The following is an 18,705-nucleotide window of genomic DNA, read 5'->3' on the forward strand; positions in this document are numbered from 1 at the left end:
TACCAGCACGTATGAGCGAAACCGACACTGGTTCGGCCGATGCAGGGCCGTTCGCGGAACAGCAGCGGCTGTTCAAGCTGCTGTCCCAGGATACGCGCCATCTCATCATCCAGGAGCTGCTGGGCCATCCCGCCCATCTAATGTCGCTCGCCGAACTCGAGTATATGACCGGGAAGAGCCAGGCGGCCATCAAAGACCAGTTGGAGACGTTGATCGACGCCGGGCTCCTCGCACGCTACACGTACGAACCAAGCGAGGGGAAACGTGATCTCCCCTCCCAGTTCTACGGATTCACAGAGCGGGGGGTCGAGGTCCTCCACGACTACAAGTATCTCCGTGGGCTTCCGGTCGCACGTGCCCTCTACGAAAACACGCGCAAGACCGAGAAAATCGAGCGCCACGAATCGGCCCCTCGCCCGGAGCTTCCGGATGCCGTCGCGGAAGCCCTCGACTTCGACGAGCCCGATCTCGACGCCGTCGATGGTGGCACAAACCCATAGTTCGTTGTTGAACAGCACCGTTCTCAACGCTGCAGAGAAGGTACGCCGACTTCGTACCTTGGTCAGGACTCCGTGGGCTCCAGCATGGCTGGCTCGACGTTGATTCGGAGGCGATACGTACTGTCGGTCGATCCGGTGTCGGGCCGCGTCGGATCCAGCAGCGAGTACCCACTCGTGAACGACGCGACGAGTTCCTTGCGAGCGGGGAGGTCGATGCCGAGCTGGTCGGCGAGGTAGACGATCCGTTTGGTCGCAGCGCCGTTGTCGAGATGCTCAAGGTACTCGTTTGCGAGATCGAACCACTGCGTGAAGTCGATGGGCTCGAAGACAACGTGGTACTCAGGGTTTGTCTCTTTGAACCGCCGGTCGATAGAGGCGCGAAGCTCGTCAACTGACTGTCTCGTCGGCTCGCCGACTCGGGCGAGAAACCGGCCGCGGAGATCCGTATCGGTCGCGAGTGCATCACGTAGGAACGCGCGGAGTTCGTCGGCGTCGGCGCCATCGAGTGCGGCGTCGAGTTGATCGCCTTCGTCAGGCGGGGGGTCGTCGATACACCGAAGCAACACGGCGACGACGTGCTTGCACGTACCCGGCCCGTCGTACGGACAATCACACCACGGGGCAAACCCGTCGGTGGCGAGGTCAACACGGACCTCGTACTGACGGCTGCCGCTCACGATGGCGGTTACGGTGGTACCGATGCAGTGTATTTCGTGGATACGGCTCTCAGTGAGATATCGTTCGCCACGTTCGAAGACCGCGTCCGTACAGATATCTCGAACCGCCTCCTCGGTTACGTCCATATGCGTTGACGGTGTTCCAGCGCGAACGGGAAAACCGATCGTCGATCTCGCCTTCGCACTGGATTAGAACGGTCTGGTTTTGCGAGAAGCCATGATACAACTGTAGCACACCTAGAACTCCCAGCTTGGCGGAGTCCTATTCGGTGGCGAGTTCCTCGTAGATATCCGCGTGCTCGTCGAGGTCTTGACGACCGAGGAACCGGATGAGATACTGCCGCGCCTCCTCGGCGGACAGCTCATCGGGCATCTCGGGCGGCTCGCTTTCAGCGGCCATGCTTATTCCTCACTACGGGGGTCGTGGTCATAATCGTTCGGTTCGTGGGATTCCTGCTCGCCGGTGTCGCGGTCCGCCGGGAGCTGCTCCGCTCCCTCGATACGGGCCAGCCACAAATTGATGATCGCCTCGTATTCCGGTGTCAGCGGCTCTGTGTGCGCCCGCAGATACGCGAGCACGTCGTCCGCATCGACGCTGGACTCATCCGTCGCGAACGCCTTCACAATCTCTTTGATCTCCCGATCGTAGTCGAAGCGCAGCACATTCAGCGCGTAGAAAATCCGGGTCGACATGAGCGCCGTTCGCTTATTACCATCAATGAACGGATGATTGGCCGCAATGAGCCGGAGCAGTTGGAAGGCCTTCTCGTGGAGCAATTCGGCGCCCTGACCGAACTGGCCTTCCTGAACGTGTTCCACGGCGTATTCGATATCGCCTGGCGAAGCCACTCCGGCGGTGGTCTCTGCATTGCATCCACGATCAGCTCGTGAATGGCGTGGATGTCGTCGGCCGATAGGTAGCTGATGACCAGATCTGGGCGACAGTAGTCTATATTCCAATCTCACCGATATAATTATAAATACATCGGTGTAATTGGAATCTATGAGGGAAGCAGAGCTTCGAGTTATCGACGGTTTACGCGATCGGTCCTACTCAGTTGGCGAGTTAGCCGATGCAATCGATAAAAGTCAAAGCTGGACATCGGAGGTCGTTGGCGACCTCGAACACGCCAATCTTGTGGAGCGAACCGACGGCGTCCAATTGGCAACCACGTACGAAGCGTCACTGCTTGCCGAGCTCCTTGACCGCTACGCACTTACGAAGGTACTGACGGGAACGAAAGAGGACATTTTGAGTGCGCTGGTTGGCGGCCCGACGACGATTTCGGAGTTACAACAGCAGGGCTTCGCCAAGTCCACGCTCTACAAGCATTTGAACGAGATCCAGGAAACTGGCGCGATCGCGCATACGGACGATGGGTATATCATCAGCGATGATACGCTCCGGTCGTTTCTCGAAGCTAAAACCCGAACGACACCGTTCGAAACCGAATACCGCGCGAACGGCGACCGAATGGTCGCGACGAGCAAGGACACCGTCGATGGGAAGCCGACTGCGTTCTCGGCGTTCACTCGCTACGGTGTTGACTATCACCCAGCGAAGACCTACGTGTATCAAGGTGATCGCTCGCTAGAACTCGAAGCAATTCTGATCCATGCGGTGACTGTCGCTGAGAACAAGAAACAGATGGCGATGGCTGGCGTGTTCTATCTCACGCATCGCGCGAGCCTCGACACCAGCGACCTGTGGCGGCTCGCAAACAGGTGGGAGTGCGTCGAGAAATGGGCCGATCTCTTTGCATACATCGATCAGCGGGAGGTCCACCACGAGGAGCTCTTTCTCCCGTGGGAGGAATTCATCGATATCGCGAACGACTATGGGGTCTATCCGCGCGGCCAACATCCGGAAGATAGCCTTCGACGGGGGCTCGAAGAGCTTGGCGACTACTTGGAGACGTCTGCCGACGTGTATCTTCTCGGCGGTGGCAACCTCATTCTGCGTGGGTTGAAGGATTCAACGAAAGACGTCGACATCGTCGTTGAGGACGGACAGACGTTCCTCGCACTCGCTGAATCGCTCCAGGACCTGGGATACGAGGAGCGTGGTGACTTGGAAACGGCATACAACCAACTCGATCCCAGTATTGTGCTGGAGAAGGAGGGATTTCCACGCTGGGACATCTTCGTAGAGGCGGTTGCTGGTCAGCTCCAGTTGACGCCGGCGATGATCGAGCGGTGCGACCAGTCATTCGAGTACGGCAATCTCCATGTACATCTGCTCTCGCTGACTGACATCTTCGTATTCAAATCGATCACGGAACGCGAAGGCGATCTCGAAGACGTCGCACTGATCGCCAGACAAGCCGACCTCAACTGGGAAAGTATCTTCCAAGAGATCACAACCCAGGAAGATCGCACTGACCAATTCTTCTCCTTTGCAGTGCTTGATACGCTCAATATCCTCGATGAGCGACACAATATTGCGGCCCCAATTACCGATCGCCTCGTCTCGTACTGTCTCGAGAACGCGTTGCTCGTCTTGCTGGACGCTCCGAAAACGATCGAAGACCTCCGAGAAGAGCTGGATTTTCCCGATCACCAGATCTACAACAAGCTCCGGAAGCTCGAAGAGGAGGGACAGATCACCGTCGACCGCAGCGGTCGGCTCAATACATACCAGCGGGCCGAATCGACTGATCGGTAATTCTGCACCAAGATCATTCGTCCGGGTTGACTAGCTTTTTGTACTTCGGCGTCACTGAATCTCCTCCCCGCCACTGCCAAGAGTCGTAGCGCTTGACATTGATGTCCTTGATTGTGATTGTGGCCATCGACGACTGGCCGCTCGTCAATCTCGGTCTCATCCGAATCATCTTCGAGGCGGATCTTGTGAGTCTTGTACTCTGCCAGCTCCTCGGGATAGCGTGCGACGTGCTGGAGTTACTCCCACACGTGTTCGTACTCACAGACAGCTTGGAAGTAACTTGGCTCATCGACGACTGGTCGAGGGATAACGCCACCGTCGAAGTCGCTCAACCGTCCGAGGTGAATCGGGAAATGGCCGGTCGATGGGTCATCCTCTCCGCTCGTGGCGACGAGCCGTCGATTGACCAGTCGGAGGGTTGCCGTATCGTCTTCCTGTTCGGCGGTTCGTTTCCACTGTTCGATCGCGTTTCGGACGGCGGACTGCTTCGCCGGCGCGATATCGTCCTTCGGGACGTTCACCCACACGTGCGCGTTCTCCGTGATGTATAGTCGCCCGGCTGTTCCGCGGTATCGTTGATACTTGTCGACGAGTTCGGGGTGGTGGAACGCGGATTCGAATCGGTAGTCCTTCCACTTCCAGAACAGGCTCTCGTCCTGGCCGACACTCCAGCGTTCCCCGTGGTGGAACGGAAACCCGGTCCACACTTTGATACTGTTTCTGGTTGGTGTCGGTGGGTCCGAGTCGACTTCGTCGAAGTCGAGTGTTCCCGAGAGTTTCCCGACGTACACGGGTATCCATCCCGTGTCGATGGGGGCCTCGTCGACGTGTTTGTAGTCGTCGGCTTTGACTTTGGTGATGACTTCGTTGTCAGCCGTGACGCGGAAACTCCCGTACCCGCCGGTCTTCCCGAGAAGAACGAGCGCACGGCGCAATCCATGCGGTGGCTCCGTGTAGATCGCGAGGTCCCGTTGCTCCCACTTGAGTACGGCATCGTCGAAGTCGTCGTCAGAGACGAGGCTGTATTTCGAGCCTCGGTACGCGGACGGCCATGGTTTCCCCGGCTGTAGTGTGACTGATCGTTGATTTTCCAACGGGACATTCGTCGGTTCCTCCCTCAGTGTTGCCTTCATCGAGACTCTCCCGTGTAGTCGACATCCATCGCAGCTACGGCACTAGCCAGCGATCCGAACGTTTTCTGATAGTATTCGACCGGATACGATCCGTGGGCTTCTACGTCTCTCCAAGACTGCAGTCCATTCGCGTCTTGTTTTACTTCTAAGAGGTCGGACACCAGTTCTCCCCGTCCGACATCGGTGTAGGTGGTCGACTGGCCATCCACGCCGCTGGATGCGCCGTCCGCCGTAGCCGGATCGTCATCTGCAGTCGACCCCGACTGCTGGTTCCCGTCGCCGATCTCGTCCACGAACCGATCGAATGCCTCGAAATCGCCATCTTCATTCGGGTCGGCGTACAGCGTCCCAGTTTCACCGGACGGGGAGCGACCCCCGCCGAGCGGGTCGTCCCGTGCGGTCGACCGGTCCAAGCCGGTGGTCTGTTGGCCCGTGTTCGGCTCCGTCCGTTCATCCGTCGCGGACGTGGTGGCCGCCTCGGCGGGCGTGGTGAGCGAATCGATATCGAATGCCCGACCGACGTCGAGTGGATCGACGGACTTCCTCGGAGACGGAATCGAGGGTAGGTTGACGAGGTCAGTCAGCGGTCCGTCGTGGGATTCCCCGTCCTCGAGTAGCGTCCCCGCAGTAGCCATCGGGATTCTGGCGCGGCGGAACCACTCTCCGACGTGCCCGGCATCGAAACAGTGGATGTCGTGTTCCTCGGCTCGCGAGACGGCCTCGTCGGTGAACGCTCGATTCGTGACGATTGCCAGTTCGGACGGGCGTCTGATATCGTCCGGGACGACGGTCCCGTTCAGTATCGCATCGACATGGCTGGCATCGACAGTTCCCGACAAGAGTGGGACGATACGCAAGGCGACGGTGGCGTGTTGGCGATGCCAGACGAGATCGGTTTCGACGTGCGTCGTTCCGGGCGGGCGTACCGTGTTCCCATCGAACTGTTCGAGTACACCCCCGATGAGCCGAGCGGCTTCACGGTTCGAGAGGTATTCTAAGTCGTTGACGGCGAGTTGATATGGGACGGAATCCCGCGGTTCTGCGTCTGTAGCTTCGGGTTGTGAGAGGTCGATCCCCGCTGCCGACGTGTCCTCGGAGACGGGCATGCGTTCGACGATGTGTTCGACACGGGACGTCGGGATGTCCTCGAACTCGTGTTGTGCCAGATACTCAGCTATACGACGCTTCGGGACGTCGTCCGCAACCCCGTTTTCGACGGTTGCACGGACACTGTCCGGGTCGTACCACGAGAAGGATCGTTCGCTATCGCTCATAGTCGCCCTCCCGAGAGTCGGGCAAGCAACCCGGTTCGGTACTGTTCGACGATATCCCCGGTTTCGCGTTCGAGCACGACGATCTCGTCCGACCGCATGAGCCGCGTCCCGTGGACGACGACATACGCCGAATTGGTACTGATGCGCATCGAGCGGAAACTGAGCGAATTCGGGAGCGTGTCTTCGACTTTCGGCTGTAGTGTGTCGTTCTCGGCCAACTCCTGACAGGTTCGACACTCTCCATTGTCCACTGCCGCCGTCGCGACCTGTTGTCGGCACGTGGTACACGTAGTCTGGTGCTCCGAACACACCGCTCTCTCCAGGATCGGGTCGGTGTGAGCGTGTTCGGAACACAGGTTCGCGTCGTCGACGACGCATTGCTCCAAGTGATTGTTACAGCGTGGCTGGTCCTGGTCGGTCTCGTGTCCGCAGACGCTGCACGTCGCGATGTGCTCGTGACAGTGCCGGTCCTCGTCGTCGACACATTCGGTGCTGTCCGCGACACAGATCGGGTCGTTGCAGGTGCCACACCGGGTGTGGTGGTCGGCACAGAAGCTCTCCTTGCAGTGGATACAGTCCGCACCGTCCGAGAGGCACGTCGTTTCACCGCATGCATCGCAGGTTTTCCGGTCGGTGTGGCAGACGGGGTTCCCGCAGTCGTCACATTCCGCTGAATGATCCGTACAGAACGTGAAGTCACACTCCACGCAGGTGTCCGAATGAGTTGCACAATACGGTTCGTCACAGGTGAGACACGTCTCGGTGTGGCTCATGCAGTGGGGTCGCTCACAGGTAGTACACGCCATCGCATGCTCGTCGCACAACAGATCACCGCAGTGAGTACAGGTTTTGACATGGTCGCTAGTTGTCCACTCTCTTGATGGCGGCGGCAACAAGAGTCCGGTCTAACACGGTAAGGACGCTGATACGAGACGAAGTACACATCTGACGCCACGGAGAGTTGAGGAAGAGTCACAAATCTGGATTGTTTTGGCTGTAGTTGTCGTTCAGACTGATCTCCGAAGACAGCTGTCGCTGTTCGCCAGCCTCGCTTCGCCGAAGCGAGGCGGCTCAACCGAGTCCGTGTTCGTATCCTGCTGGCAGTCCTTCTCCGTTAGTCCGGTACTTCTCTTTCCAGCCGAGTTCGTCGTCTAACACCCGTTCGATCCCGTGCAAAAACGCGTCACCAAACGCGAATGTTTTCGGAAGTGCTCGCCCGCCCCGCCGTGGTCGGGCGAGCACGGCCCACTGTAACACGAGCCACAACTGCTCTAACAGAAACCCCACGCCCACGTAGAACAGCCGGATTGTCGTCGATGGCGTTGTTGTCAGGGCACGCGCTTCTCGGAACTTCTCGTAGCTCTTCTCTATCCGTGAACGCTTGTTGTAGGTCGTAGCGACTTGCGCGGGCGTGCGGTCTTCCAGACCGTACGCCGCGTATCCTGTCGCTTTCACACCAGACTTTCCGCGGTCACCGTTCTGATAGGTAACGTTCACCGCCAGTGGATACGTCTGTTCGTGCTCTTTCCCTTCGCAAATCGTCTCTTCGGTCATGTGTGACGCGGCCTTGGAGAGTTTCTTCCGGAGCGAGTCTTTCCGGGTTATGACCGGAAAGACTGGCGGTGCTGTCTCCCGAAGAATACCGATTAACTCCCCGACAAAGGCGTCCCTGTCCATGAGGATCTGGTCGGTCTCGAATGGGTATGTTTCGACGCGGGCGAGCACGCGCTCGACCGCGTCGGCCTTGCTGTCCTCGCCGTCAACTGGTTCAACCGCCAGTGTGAGTGGCTTTCCCTGCGCGATGACGAACGCAGTACAGTACCGGTGACACTTCGTGGTTCCATCTCGTGCTTCCATTCTCCTGAACTCGTCCTCGTCGTCTGGATGACCGTGGAACGGATTGTCCATGAAGTCCAGACAGATGGTTCTCGACCCGCCGCGGTCGAGAACCGTCATCGCCACCAGTGCGAGGATATCGTTGACAGCATCAAGCATCGGCTCTTTCTCCAAGGTGTGCAACCAGTCCATCACTGGCTCGCGGTTTGGCGTGTCCTCAGTGTTCGTCGTGACACCGTTGACGGAGGTTGTGTCAACAGCAGCTCGTAAGACGACTTCCATGATTTCCTCGGAATCGAGGCCGGAGCCCTCGATTCCTTCCATCGGTATCAGCTCAAGCAACTCCATGCTAAGAGACTTCAACTGGCTGCTCGAAATGTACTCGTCCGGATCTGTGAGGATGCGTTTGAGTCTTGGGAACTCCATCACACACAGGAATCCGGGCAGCGGCTGAATCAGGCGACTGATTCAGTCGCGTCATTCTAATCACTACGTGTCAGAAACTGGTCTCTTGAGCCAGAGTGGACAACTAGCGATGGTCTTCGCAGACTCCCTCACCGCACGCGTCACAGGGAACGATGTGGGAGGTACAGTGTAGCTTTCCGTCGACGGTACACGTGGCTTGGTCCGTTTGACAGAGGACGTCGTCGCAGGTCGCACAGGTCACCCTGTCCTCCTGACAGACGTGGTCGCCGCATCGATCGCAGGCTTCCAGATGCTCGGGCGTGAACAGCGTTCCGCAGTCAGCACACTCGGCTGCGTGGTCTACGCATCGGACCTCATCGGTATCGTCGGTGGTGACGGAGTGAGCCGGGCAAAACGCATCGTCACAGACGGCACAGGTCCGGTTGTGCTCGGCACAAACCGTCTCTCCGCTATGGCTACATGTCCCTTCGTGGTGCTGACAGACGACACCGTCACAGTACGCGCAGTCGGTGACGAGGTCGGCACAGTAGACCTCCTCGCATTGAGCACACGTCTCCGCGTGCGTGTCACAGAGGGCGGCATCGTGGTCCGAACACCGGGATCGGTCGGCCGGGCAGAGGACGTCCCCACATGTCGCACACGTCTCGCTGTGCTCGGGACACAGGGCCTTCTCACACGTGTCGCACGTCTCTGCGTGTGCCTCGCAGGTGACCGCGTCACAGACGGCACAATGTATCCGGTCCGGTTCACAGATATCGTCGCCACAGGTCGCACACGCTTCGAGATGATCCGTACAGAACGGGTCGTCACACAGGTCACAGCGGTCGGTGTGAGTCGGGCAAACGAGGCCGTCACACTTCATACAGACCGCCGAGTCGGTGGTACAGACGATCTCGTCACAGATTCGACACTCACCACGGTCGGTCTCACAAATTTCCTGACCGCAGGTTCCACACGCCGCCAAGTGTTGGGTCCCGAAGGAATCCGCACAGATCTCACACTCGTTGCTGTGCGTGTCACACAGCGCCTCACTGCAACCTGCGCAGTCGACAGCGTGGTCGGTACAGATCGTGTCCCCGCAGGTGCCACAGGTCGTGGAGTCCGTTGCACAGACGCTGCGGTCACAGGTGGCACACGTGGAGAGGTGGGCGCTCCCGAAGTGGTTCATGCAAATTTCGCATTGCTCGACTGCTTCGGCACAATGATGCCCGCCACACCCGTCACAGGCGACGGCGTCGTCGTGACAGCGAGTATCACCGCACGTCTCACAGGTCACTCGGTCGTCGGGACACAGTTCGACGTCACAGGCGGTACAGGACCGGAGATGGGTCTCACAGATCGTGTCCGTACACTCGTCACAGGTGTCGGAGTGAGCGTCGCAGTGGAGGTCCCCGTCGACACGGCACCGGTGGAGGTGCGAGTCACCGTGGAACGTCCCACAACTGGCACACGCCTCACCGCAGGCCAAACACGTCGCCTGCTCAGTCTTCGCACACGTTTCGGTGTGGCTCGTACACACCGCTCGGCCACACTCGTCGCAGACCGAGCCACATCGGTGACATTCGACGCGACCGCACAACTCGCAGGCTGCGACCGGTGTCTCACAGTTCGGACAGCCGGTTTCACCGCACTCCGTACAGACGTTCAGACAGCCAGCACAGACGACGCTCCCACATGTGCACACTTGGGGCCGGGTCGTTCGATCGAACGAGGTCTCACACGTCGCACACCCGAATTCGATCGTTTCCCCCGTTGCAGGTGCATATCGAGCCGACGCGGTCCCGGAGCGTTCACCGTCGCCGATCGAGAGTCTGAGGGTGCCGACATCGTGGGAGAGGAGCGTCATCCCGACGAGGGAGATGTTCACGGTGACGTCGTGTCGGTCGACCATGTCCTCGATCTCGTCCCGCTCGCGTTTGTCGAACGATTTCCGTCGTTGACGGAGCGCGGCACCGTGGAGTTCCTCACCGAGTTCGTCCCGCCGTTGGTCGTACAGCTCACTGATTTCCTCGGCCCGAGTTGCTGCGGCCTCGGTCGCTTCGTTTAGTAATTCGGCTGCATCGGCTTCGATACGCCGTTCGATTTCCTCGATGGCCGTGGCGTATCGCTGTTCAATCGTCTCAGCTGCTGGGTCGATGTCGGCCGGTTCGTGGGATCGGCTGAGCGAACTGGCGTGTGCCAGTAACCGGTCGGTGAGGGCTGGTTGGGGACTGCCGTTTGCAAGGTCGAGCGTGACGGTTTCGAACCGTTCTCGGTGAAACGACGAGACACTCTCCATCTCGATCAAAAAATGGAACGCGACGGCGTCAGCGGTCTGTTCGGGGTCGAACTCCTCGATCGTTACTGTCGTTTCGGAGACGTCGAGCACGTCGGGCAGCGTAACCTGCATATCCGCCGCTGTGAGGTACAGTTTCCCGATCGAGATATCCTCTTTCACCAGTTCGAGTAACTGGTTGAACGCGAGGGAGCCGGGTTGAACGAGCAGTTCGTCACGACCCGGTTGCTGATCTTTCGGATCGAACACGACGGCGACGTCACGGGACTCGGCGAGATTCCGGAGCGGTTCCGGGAGTGTGACGTGCCACGAATCCGCGTCGCGTCTGTTGACGTCGCCGCCGTACGCTTCGATCGTCGTCGCAGTGAATCGACGGACCTCCAACCGATTGAGCGTCCCGACGTCGTCGACGCTCATGCGCTCTCACCGAACTCGAAGCTGTCGAACACACCGCGGTTAAACTCGTCCATTTTCTCCGCGGCTTCGGTGTTTTCTTCGAGGTCAACCGCCATATCCTCGAAGTTGTTTTCGAGCTCGACTTTGGAATCGGCGTGGCGTAACTGCTCGAAGACTTCGCGTTCGAAGTCCGAGCCGGATTTCTCCATGCGTGAGAGGATGTCCCGGAGCCCACCGATCGATTGATTGAACAGATCGATCTTCCCGAATAGTTTGTTCAGGACGTGTTCCTCGATCGTGCCCTCCAACGCCATGTTGAACACGTGGACCTCACGCTCCTGCCCGATGCGGTCGACTCGCCCGATTCGCTGTTCGACCTTCATCGGGTTCCACGGTAGGTCGTAGTTCACGAGGACGTTACAGAACTGCATGTTCCGTCCCTCACTGATCGAATCAGTGGCGACCATGATGCCGCCCTCGTCTTTGAACTGTGCGACTTTCCGCTCCTTTCCCTTGCTGGAAAGGTCCCCGTTGACGATGTGGACCGGCAGATCCAGCCCACGAATACTGTCGGCGATCGCGTCTTGGGTCGGACGGAACTGTGTGAACACGACCGCTCTGGTCGTTCCGATCTGGTCCTGAATCGTTTCGATGATGTGGCGCAGTCGTTCCTGCTTCGTCGTCCGATCGATGTCGTCGACGATCGACTGGATGTCCCGCAACGCGTTCCGTTCGCTTCGCGAGAGAACCTTATCGTTGTCAGCCAGCCACCGGTCGATCGTCTTATCGACCGCGTACGGGCTCGAAACGACCTCTTTCTGCAACGTGAACAGGACGAGGTGCCGGGCGTCGTCGCTGGAGTAGTTCGACCGGACGTAGTCCGTAACGGCGTCGTACAACTCGGTTTCCGTCGTCGACGGTTCGAAGACGCTCGTGTGGACGTTCCGGTTCGTGAAGTCGATTTTCGTCTCTTCACGCCGGTTCCGAATCATCACGCGATTGAGCTTCTCCTGTAGTTCTTCGCTCCGTTTGATCTGGGCGTCGTCGCTGTCGACGACGTACCGCTTATCGAACTGTTGCTTGGTGCCGAGCATCCCGGGTCGGATGAGATCAATGATGTTGTAGAGGTCCGAGATGTCGTTTTGAATCGGTGTCGCAGTCGCGAAAAATGCCTCCCCGTAACTGAGTTCGTCGATCAGTTCGTACCGCATCGTGTCGGCGTTGCGGACGTAGTGTGCTTCGTCGAGGACGACGACGTCCCACCGCCGTGAGAGAACGTCGTCCCTGTTCGTCTTCGACTTGGCAGTGTCGACGCTCGCGATGATCTTGTCGTGCGCATCGAACCCGCATCTGTTCTAGTTTAGTGGCGGTCAAAGCCGAACTCACCTCGTTCAACCTGCTCACGTAACCGATCTCTGTGTGGATTTGGATTTCGTGCCACCCATAACAACAGCTCGTCCAGATCTGGCAGTTCGTAGCCCAACTCGACCATGAGGTACAGCTGGATCAGATGAGCGTGGCGTTCGACGGCTAGCGAACAGCGACGGCGGGGGAGCCGCGACGCCGACGAGTCGGCGTCTTCGGCGGCTTCGGCCTCTCGTTGTCTTGCCTCAAGCGACCGTAACTCATCCACGATTACACGACTCATCAGCAGCGAAATTGCCGCCATGATGATCAGCGCCTCGATGATGTAGGCGTCGGTCGTGTTGATCTCATCCAAGCCGAACCGCGACTTCAGCTCCTTGAACAGCAGTTCGACCTCCCAGCGCGCCCGATAGAGCTGCGCAATATCGGGCGCGCTATAGTCGTCTTTGCCGAGATTCGTCAGGTAGAGGTGGTACTCTTCGGTCTCCTCGTTGCGCAGGCCGACCAGTCGAAACGTCCGGGTCGCGCTGGCGCCCGACCCTCCCTTGCGCTCGAATGAGAGCGTGATGCGGACGTCGATCTCCTGTCGCTGCAGGTCGTCGAGGACGGCCTGCAGCGACTCCCCTTCGAGTGGGATACTGTTGCCCCGCCACGTCCGCAGTTCTTCGACGATCTCGAAGTTCGCGTTTTCCTTGACGCGGGAGACGAACCAGCCGCCGTTCTGGTCGATGCGGTCGAACAGCCAGAAGTCGTAGAAGCCCAAATCGAGCAGTATGAGGGCGTCAGCTACCCACTCTCCGGTGGGTAGCTGACTCCGGTCGTGAGTAGTTCCGTCGGTTGTACGGAACCGGGTTGGAAGGCCGGTGGAGAGTGACTCTGTGAGGTGGAGCTTCAGTTCAGCCTGGTCTTCGCCAGTTGCTGCGTAGATATCAGCGGCGTCCTGGTACAGCGAAACGATAGTTGCGTCGGCAATGAGGACGTCTCGAAAGCGTTCGAGACGTCCGTTCAACTCGGCTCGTCCGGTATCGAGATTTTCGATGGCGTCATCGAGAATCTCTCGAAGGAGTGCAACGAAACCCGGTTCGAACCAGTCGTGGAACGCCGCGTAAGAGAGTTCCTCGCAGTCAGCCATCTCGACGTAGCGTTCGAGAAATGCCTGGAGAGAGCGGTCTGATCCAGCGGCGAAACCGAACGAGAGCGTGTAGAATAGCGCAACGATGTCGAACTTCCGCTCTCGTTCGACAAGTGATGTTGCGCGAGCGCGCTCGCGCAACTCGTCGGAGGGAAACGCTCTTTGAATCCGGTCAACAATCACCGAATCCGGTGGGGTATAGGTCACACTTCCCACCGGATTCCTCAACCGGGTAGTTGCAACGATATCCAATCAACAGACGGCGGTTGGATTCTTCGCTAAACTAGAACGCATGATCGAACCCGTAAAAATCCTCGTCGTAGTTACAAACGAAATCCAGTCCGAATTTCTCTTTCAGTTCCTTCTGCCATTGTGGGGCTAGCTGTGCAGGGGTCAGGATGAGGAAACTGTCTCGGGTGTCGCGGAAATCCATCTCCTTGAGGACCATCCCAACCTCGATGGTCTTCCCGAGTCCGACTTCGTCGGCGAACAAGGCCCCGCCGCTCATCTTGAACAGTGCGCGGTGGGCGGCCTGCAGTTGGTGGTCCAGCAGTTTGATCTGGTCTTTGATCTCCTCAACAGAGAGTAACTCCTGTTGCCCTTGCGCGATTTCGAACTCACGTGCGTGGACGTTGAGGAGATGCCCCGTCACGTTTGCAGTGTCGGTAGAAAGTGCGTCTACAGCGACCGACGGATCGTCGACGGAATACGATAGCTCCGGAGCGATTCCGGAGTCCGACACCTCTTGAGACATCGATACTCTTCAATCTGGTACGAAGATAATAAACATCCCGTTGCCATTCCATGACCTGATAATCGAACCAATAATAATTTGACATGTGCTCGAGTACGTGGTCACTCCTCAAGCCCGTCGCCAGACATATATCTCTCGCTCTGAATCCATCATAAAACGGTCCCCTCTGACCGCCACCAGTTACCGATGACAATAAATTACGATCCCGGAGAGAAGTGGACCGAGCATTATCGTGGCTATCGACTCCGGACGAACCCGGACGGTGATGTCTGGTGGCAGGCATACCAGGGAACCGACCGATTGTACTTGGAGCCGACCCCCGAAGGGCTCGTTGAGTCACTACTCGAACTCAAACGCCTTGGCGGCCGGATCCGGATAACCGAAGGTAATGACGTACTCACACGGGCCGAAGAGGACGACGGATACGAAACGTATTGGATCGGGACGTTCGACCTCGACGGGGAGTTGGTCCCGCCGGAGGACCCGGAGTTCAGTGTTCCGGTACAGCCTGATGGGTTGGCTCCCGGTGACTTCTGGCCGAGCGTATACGACGGTGCAAAATACTCGTTCGGCCCCGGTGTCGAACGAATCTGGTGGGATAACCCACAGACCCACAAGCGACATCCAGTCCGGAAATCGCTCTCGGGGGACTTGGTGACGACGCTGTCGCGGTACAAGCCACAGGGTGGGTCCTTGCGAGTCACACCGTGGAACGACGTCCTGACACTCGTGGACCTAGACAAACTCCCGTCAGAAACCAGGACCGAATTCGAGTCACTCCCGCGGGTGGTGAAGAACCTCATCGCGCTTCGGCGCGACCGTGGCGGCGTCCAGAAGCTTCCGATTTACGCCGGGAAAGCTGAGACCACGCCGTTCGCTGTCGACGATCCGCCATCGCTGACCGATCCATTCGACGACGGGAGCGGCGGGGTCGATAGCTGGCTCGACTCGCTCGGTGACACGTCGCAGACGGATGTCGAGAACCACACTGTTGGTGGCTCGGATGCTGACGCAGACCCAGCAGATGAGTACGACACCGATATTCCAGACGATGATCCCTCCGAGTGGTGAGTATGGGGCGACGTTTTCCACCACCGCTGTTCGGTGTCGAAGAACCCGAAGCCAGAGCACGGTGCTTCGTCAACATTGCTATCGCCGCGACTGAACCTCTGGAGAAAGCGGAAGTCGTTCGTCGTGCTCGCTCACAATTACTGAAACCAGATGGAGAGCGATACTCAGAGCAGTATCTTCGCCGTATCGTCTCGACGTACATCCAACTAGGAGTCCTCCGACAAACGAAGGAGGGAGTCACGGTGTACGAGTTCGCCCACGACTGGCGATCGGGGGAGTTGGGGTTCGAGACGTTCCTCTGGTACGGCGTCAAGCAATCGTGGGCGCTCGAAGGCTCCTTCCCCGAAGGTATCGAGGGGTTGTACAGCATTCACCACGTCGTCAAACAGGCTGGTGAGCCGGTACAGCGAGGGACGATCCGGACGCGTCTCGGTGAACAGTACGGGTACGAGTTCAACGAGGAGGGCATCCGCGGGTATCCGCTGCTGTTAGAGAGTATGGGGGCATTGCACGACGGTGAGAACGGGTACGAAACGACGACTCCCGAGACGTTCAGTGAGCGGTTCCGAAACGCTGATATTCTGTGGCAGTTCGAGCAGTGGCTCAAGCGGGAAGGCCCGAACACAACCCCACCCTCAGAGCGAGTGAAACGTGACCTCGCGAAGTACTATATGTACCGTGAATCCGGTGGGCACGGCCAACACCGGCAACTTCTCGATACAGCTAGGCGAGAGTACCTCGACGAGGCGGTGCTGACGGATACGTCGGAACCGAGGCTCAGACGATCGGCGACGTACGTCGAACAACGGCGGCATCGACGAAACCTCCGAGACACGATCTGTACGGAATTCGAGTCGTTCTCCCCACAAGATCTCGCCGGTCTATCGACGGCGATACTCGAACAGATCGCCGAGGCCGACACCGAGGCCGCAGCGATTCGAGCGAAAACAAGCGCCGGGAGCGGGTTCTCACGGGCCACGCTTGAAGCGATGGTGCCAGATCGACCGGCCTACACGTTCCCCGAAGGGTTCGACCTGTACGACTGGCAGACGGAAGCCGCGACGCGGTGGTTCTCCGACGAGACGACTGGCCCCGAACGCGGTATCGCACAGGTGGTGACCGGTGCCGGGAAAACCGTGATGGCACTCGAAGTCGTGCGTCAGTGGCTCGCCGATCACCCGGATGGAGTGGTGACGGTCGTGGTCCCGACGAAGGTACTCATGCACCAGTGGCTCGAAGAACTCGTCGAAACACTCGGTGTCCCCGCCGGCGACATCGGCTGGCTCGGCGATGGACACAAAGACGGATTCGAGGACGGATATCGGGTACTCGTTTCGATCGTCAATTCTGCGGTCAAAGACGGGTCGCTGTCACAGACGGTACGAAACGCCGACGTCACCGACCATCTGCTCATCGCCGACGAATGTCACCGCTATACTGGCGACACCTTCTCCAACGTGTTCGACTGTCACAGAACAGCTAGCTTAGGACTCTCTGCGACCCCACTGTCCGACCCGACCGCTGATGAACGGAGCCCTGAAGACGAACTGTTGGTTGCGAACCTCGGCGAGATCTACTACGACCTATCGTACGACGAAGGCCAACGCCGTGGTCTCATTCCCGACTTCCGAATCAATTACGTCGGGTTCGAACTCACTGACGACGAGCGGATGGCGTACCAGCGGTTAACCGATGCCGTGGTTGACGCCGTCACCGATATCGAGCAGCAATACCAGAACCGGTTATACGAGCTCAGTGGGAGCTTCTCACGGAAACTACAGATCATTCGGAACGATGCCGACAGAGCAACCCCAGCGATTTCGGATTATTTCAAATACACACAGGAGCGACGGGAACTGGTGGCTGACGCGGTCGCTCGGCAAGCCGTAACGCTAGACCTGTTGGAAGATAGTGTGGACAACGAGCAGAAAGCGATCGTGTTCCAGGAGCGAATCGAGCAGTTGGAGCGGATGGTCGCCCCGAAAGAGACACGCGGCCGTGACGCACGGACTGGCGAACTTTCGGAGACGGATGTCGACCGCGCGCAACTCTACGACCGCTACCCGGCATTGAAACGAATCGACGAGAAACTAGAAGAGTTGTTCTTTACGGCGAGTTACCGCCCCGTCATGTATCATTCCGGACACCGAAACACGGTGTGGAACGACTTTGCCATCGAATGGTTCAGCGACGACGGGTTTGCAAACGTCATGCTGAGCGTCAAGGCGCTTATCGAAGGTGTCGACGTGCCGTCCGCTGATCTCGGCATCGTCCGTGTCTCTTCCGGGAGCGTCAGACAACGCATCCAAACGCTCGGCCGTATCCTTCGGACCGGCGAGGATCCAGACAAGCGAGCAGAGTTGTTTGTGCTCTACGCACGTGACACGGTTGATGCAAATATCTTCGAGCGATACGACTGGCGGAACGAACTTTCACAGGCTGAGGTCCGTCATCTCACGTGGGAAACCGAAGAGGATGCGATCACCGGTCATCTCAGATCTGCAACTGACGGCGAAATTCCTGATCCTCCGACGAGTCAAACCATCCCGGACCCTGCGGAGTTGGAACAGGGCGATCCGTACCCGGGGCCGAGCGACGGATTCGAGTTCAGTGTCGATGCTGAAGGCCGTCCGTTCACTAGTACACGAGACAGTCGAACGTTCATCGAGTCGGCGAGCTACCAAGACGCCGCCTCGTTCATCCAGGAGGCGAAAGGCGGTGGGAGCGTGACAGTCAACGAGGCAAACCATGCAGTGACCTATCTTGGCGACTCGCTCGTCTTCGTCGGTGTTGTCGATGACCCCACAGAGATCGAATATGAACAAAATACCGCCGGTGGGTTAACCGACGACTCGGGGTTCTCTTTAGATGACATGGATAGGTAGATCTTCACAGTTTACTGACGCCTGGGTGTACCGCTGCATCGATGCCACAGATATTCGACTTCTACAGTACAACCCGGACTGTGAGTTTGAGATGCCGTCCGGCTGGGGGTACTACATGTACGCAACTGCGGACGACGGCGAACGCGTTCACTGCCCACATCCCGGAGAGATGAGGCGCGCGAGAAGTGATCGGGGAAGATACTTCGCAAGAGGGAATAGACCGCCGTCTGGATGGTTGTCGCCGAGGACACTGGCGCGATAGCATAGCTGTCGAGCTGTCCCTGATTAAATAGTCTAGCGCAGCAATCGGTACAAG

At 58.4% G+C, this 18,705-nt stretch carries 14 protein-coding genes and 1 pseudogene; 4 read left to right on the top strand and 11 right to left on the bottom strand.

Annotated features, from left to right (window positions below; translation table 11 throughout):
* Nucleotides 1-11 precede the first annotated feature (11 nt).
* Nucleotides 12-500 carry a winged helix-turn-helix domain-containing protein gene (locus NBT81_RS07835; protein WP_338742287.1) on the top strand — a complete coding sequence of 163 codons (489 nt, stop codon included), beginning with the start codon at nt 12-14 and terminating at the stop codon, nt 498-500.
* A 62-nt stretch (nt 501-562) separates the two neighbouring features.
* Here NBT81_RS07835 and NBT81_RS07840 read toward each other — a convergent pair whose 3' ends face one another.
* From NBT81_RS07840 to NBT81_RS07850, 3 genes are all read right to left on the bottom strand, one after another.
* The gene (locus NBT81_RS07840) at nt 563-1,303 is read right to left on the bottom strand and encodes an SWIM zinc finger family protein (RefSeq protein WP_338742289.1); all 741 of its coding nucleotides are present in this window, start codon (nt 1,301-1,303) and stop codon (nt 563-565) included.
* Between the two features lie 136 nt (nt 1,304-1,439).
* Nucleotides 1,440-1,577, bottom strand: coding sequence for a hypothetical protein (locus NBT81_RS07845; protein WP_338742291.1), 138 nt, complete (start codon nt 1,575-1,577; stop codon nt 1,440-1,442).
* 2 nt (nt 1,578-1,579) lie between these two features.
* Entirely contained in the window at nt 1,580-2,026 is a 447-nt protein-coding gene (locus NBT81_RS07850) for a type II toxin-antitoxin system death-on-curing family toxin (RefSeq protein ID WP_338742293.1), read from the bottom strand.
* A 154-nt stretch (nt 2,027-2,180) separates the two neighbouring features.
* On the opposite strand from NBT81_RS07850, the gene NBT81_RS07855 reads away from it, so the two are divergent.
* Entirely contained in the window at nt 2,181-3,842 is a 1,662-nt protein-coding gene (locus NBT81_RS07855; RefSeq protein ID WP_338742294.1) for a DUF6036 family nucleotidyltransferase, read from the top strand.
* Nucleotides 3,843-4,078: 236 nt separating this feature from the next.
* On the opposite strand, the gene NBT81_RS07860 is transcribed toward NBT81_RS07855, so the two are convergent.
* From NBT81_RS07860 to NBT81_RS07895, 8 genes and pseudogenes are all read right to left on the bottom strand, one after another.
* Complete coding sequence (locus tag NBT81_RS07860) at nt 4,079-4,975, bottom strand: hypothetical protein (RefSeq protein ID WP_338742296.1); 897 nt, start codon at nt 4,973-4,975, stop codon at nt 4,079-4,081.
* Complete coding sequence (locus tag NBT81_RS07865; protein ID WP_338742298.1) at nt 4,972-6,249, bottom strand: hypothetical protein; 1,278 nt, start codon at nt 6,247-6,249, stop codon at nt 4,972-4,974. Before NBT81_RS07865 ends, NBT81_RS07860 begins: the two co-directional genes overlap by 4 nt.
* Nucleotides 6,246-7,055: a hypothetical protein gene (locus NBT81_RS07870; RefSeq protein ID WP_338742299.1), complete on the bottom strand. Its 810-nt coding sequence runs from the start codon at nt 7,053-7,055 to the stop codon at nt 6,246-6,248. Before NBT81_RS07870 ends, NBT81_RS07865 begins: the two co-directional genes overlap by 4 nt.
* A gap of 265 nt (nt 7,056-7,320) precedes the next feature.
* A complete protein-coding gene (locus tag NBT81_RS07875; protein ID WP_425498664.1) occupies nt 7,321-8,511 on the bottom strand; it encodes an ISH3 family transposase in 1,191 nt (396 codons plus the stop codon).
* A 103-nt stretch (nt 8,512-8,614) separates the two neighbouring features.
* Nucleotides 8,615-11,203, bottom strand: coding sequence for a hypothetical protein (locus tag NBT81_RS07880; protein ID WP_338742301.1), 2,589 nt, complete (start codon nt 11,201-11,203; stop codon nt 8,615-8,617).
* The gene (locus NBT81_RS07885) at nt 11,200-12,507 is read right to left on the bottom strand and encodes a DEAD/DEAH box helicase (protein ID WP_338742529.1); all 1,308 of its coding nucleotides are present in this window, start codon (nt 12,505-12,507) and stop codon (nt 11,200-11,202) included. Before NBT81_RS07885 ends, NBT81_RS07880 begins: the two co-directional genes overlap by 4 nt.
* 35 nt (nt 12,508-12,542) lie before the next feature.
* A complete protein-coding gene (locus tag NBT81_RS07890; RefSeq protein ID WP_338738141.1) occupies nt 12,543-13,895 on the bottom strand; it encodes an IS4 family transposase in 1,353 nt (450 codons plus the stop codon).
* A gap of 79 nt (nt 13,896-13,974) precedes the next feature.
* Nucleotides 13,975-14,433: pseudogene (locus tag NBT81_RS07895) on the bottom strand (SNF2-related protein); the annotation flags it as partial.
* A 186-nt stretch (nt 14,434-14,619) separates the two neighbouring features.
* On the opposite strand from NBT81_RS07895, the gene NBT81_RS07900 reads away from it, so the two are divergent.
* Together NBT81_RS07900 and NBT81_RS07905 are read left to right on the top strand one after the other, a co-directional pair.
* On the top strand, nt 14,620-15,504 hold the full coding sequence (locus NBT81_RS07900) for a hypothetical protein (RefSeq protein WP_338742303.1): 885 nt from the start codon (nt 14,620-14,622) through the stop codon (nt 15,502-15,504).
* A 989-nt stretch (nt 15,505-16,493) separates the two neighbouring features.
* Nucleotides 16,494-18,389, top strand: a complete 1,896-nt coding sequence (locus NBT81_RS07905; RefSeq protein ID WP_338742304.1) for a DEAD/DEAH box helicase — start codon at nt 16,494-16,496, stop codon at nt 18,387-18,389.
* Nucleotides 18,390-18,705: the final 316 nt, after the last annotated feature.

This window comes from Haloplanus sp. CK5-1 (assembly GCF_037201915.1).
Lineage (GTDB): Archaea > Halobacteriota > Halobacteria > Halobacteriales > Haloferacaceae > Haloplanus > Haloplanus salilacus.